This window comes from uncultured Oscillibacter sp. (assembly GCF_910584465.1).
In the GTDB taxonomy this organism is placed as follows: Bacteria; Bacillota; Clostridia; order Oscillospirales; family Oscillospiraceae; genus Oscillibacter.
This window is the reverse complement of record NZ_CAJUBK010000143.1, coordinates 1-1,508: the sequence shown is the minus strand read 5'-3', so window position 1 is coordinate 1,508 and position 1,508 is coordinate 1. Positions and strand designations below refer to the sequence as shown.

1 protein-coding gene is annotated in these 1,508 nt (G+C 66.2%); it reads right to left on the bottom strand.

All coding sequences use genetic code 11. The features are described from left to right. Positions 1-1,508: isoleucine--tRNA ligase (locus QZ332_RS13690; protein WP_295766454.1), on the bottom strand; the 1,508-nt coding region annotated here is incomplete at both ends.

The window sequence follows — 1,508 nt, the reverse complement described above, 5'->3', positions numbered from 1 at the left end:
CCTTGCCCTCGCCGTCCACGGTCCAGCCGTGGGTGACGCACTCCTTGAAGGGCGCGCCCTTGCCGAAGGCGCCCACGGCGGTCAGCAGGGAGCTCTGGAACCAGCCGCGGTACTGGTCCAGGCCCTCCATATACATGGTGGCGGGCCAGAAGCCCTGGTCCTTCTTCATGGCCGCGTAGTGGGTGGAGCCGGAGTCGAACCAGCCGTCCAGGGTGTCCGTCTCCTTCTCGAAGCCGCCCTTGGCCCCGCAGTGGGGGCAGGCGAACCCGGCGGGGAGGATCTCCTCCGCCTCCTTGGCGAACCAGGCGTTGGAGCCCTCCTTGGCGAAGAGCTGGGAGATGGCGGCGATGCTCTCCTCCGTCACCACGGGCTTGCCGCACTCCTCACAGTAGACCACGGGGATGGGCAGGCCCCAGCGGCGCTGGCGGCTGATGCACCAGTCGGAGCGCTCCCGGATCATGGACTTCATCCGGTCGATGCCCCACTTGGGCACCCAGCGGACGTCGTCCGCGGCGGCGCAGGCCTCGTCCTTGAAGGACTCCACGGAGCAGAACCACTGGGGCGTCACCCGGAAGATGATGGGGCTCTTGCAGCGCCAGCAGTGGGGGTAGCTGTGGACGATATCCTCGGAGGCGAAGAGGACGCCGCTGTCCTTCATGTCCTGGAGGATGACGGGGTTGGACTCGTCGGTGGTCATGCCGGCGTATTTCCCGGCGTAGTCCGTGTGCCGCCCCTGGTCGTCCACGGGGACGACCACCTCGATGTTGTAGCGCAGGCAGGAGTTGTAGTCGTCCGCGCCGAAGCCCGGGGCGGTGTGGACGCAGCCCGTGCCGGAGTCCATGGTGACGTAGTCCGCCACGATGAGCCGGCTGGTCTTGTCCATGAAGGGGTGGTGGGCCAGCATATCCTCGTAGAAGGAGCCGGGGTGCGTCTCCAGGATCTCGAAGCGGTCATAGCCGCCCACGCCCATGACCTTCTCCGCCAGGGCCTCCGCCAGGATGAAGATGTCGCCGGAGGGGACCTTCACCAGGGCGTAGCTCTCGTCCGGGTGCATGGCGATGGCCAGGTTGCCGGGGAGGGTCCAGATCGTGGTGGTCCAGATGAGGAAGAACATCCGGGCCTTGTCATAGCCGGGGAGCTTCCCCTGGTCGTCGTGCATGGGGAACTTCACGTAGACGGTGGTGACGGGGTCGTCCTGGTACTCGATCTCGGCCTCGGCCAGGGCGGTCTCGTCGTGGGGGCACCAGTACACGGGCTTGGGGCCCTTGTAGATATACCCCTTCTTGTACATGGCCCCGAAGACCTTCACCTCCTCGGCCTCGAAGCCGGGGTCCATGGTGAGGTAGGGGTGCTCCCAGTCCCCGACAACGCCGATGCGCTTGAAGGCGTCCATCTGGACCCCCACGTAGTGCTGGGCGAACTCGTGGCAGGCGGAGCGGAACTCCGGCACGCTCATGGCCTTGCGGTTGAGCTTGTTCTGCTTGATGATGGCGGACTCGATGGGCATG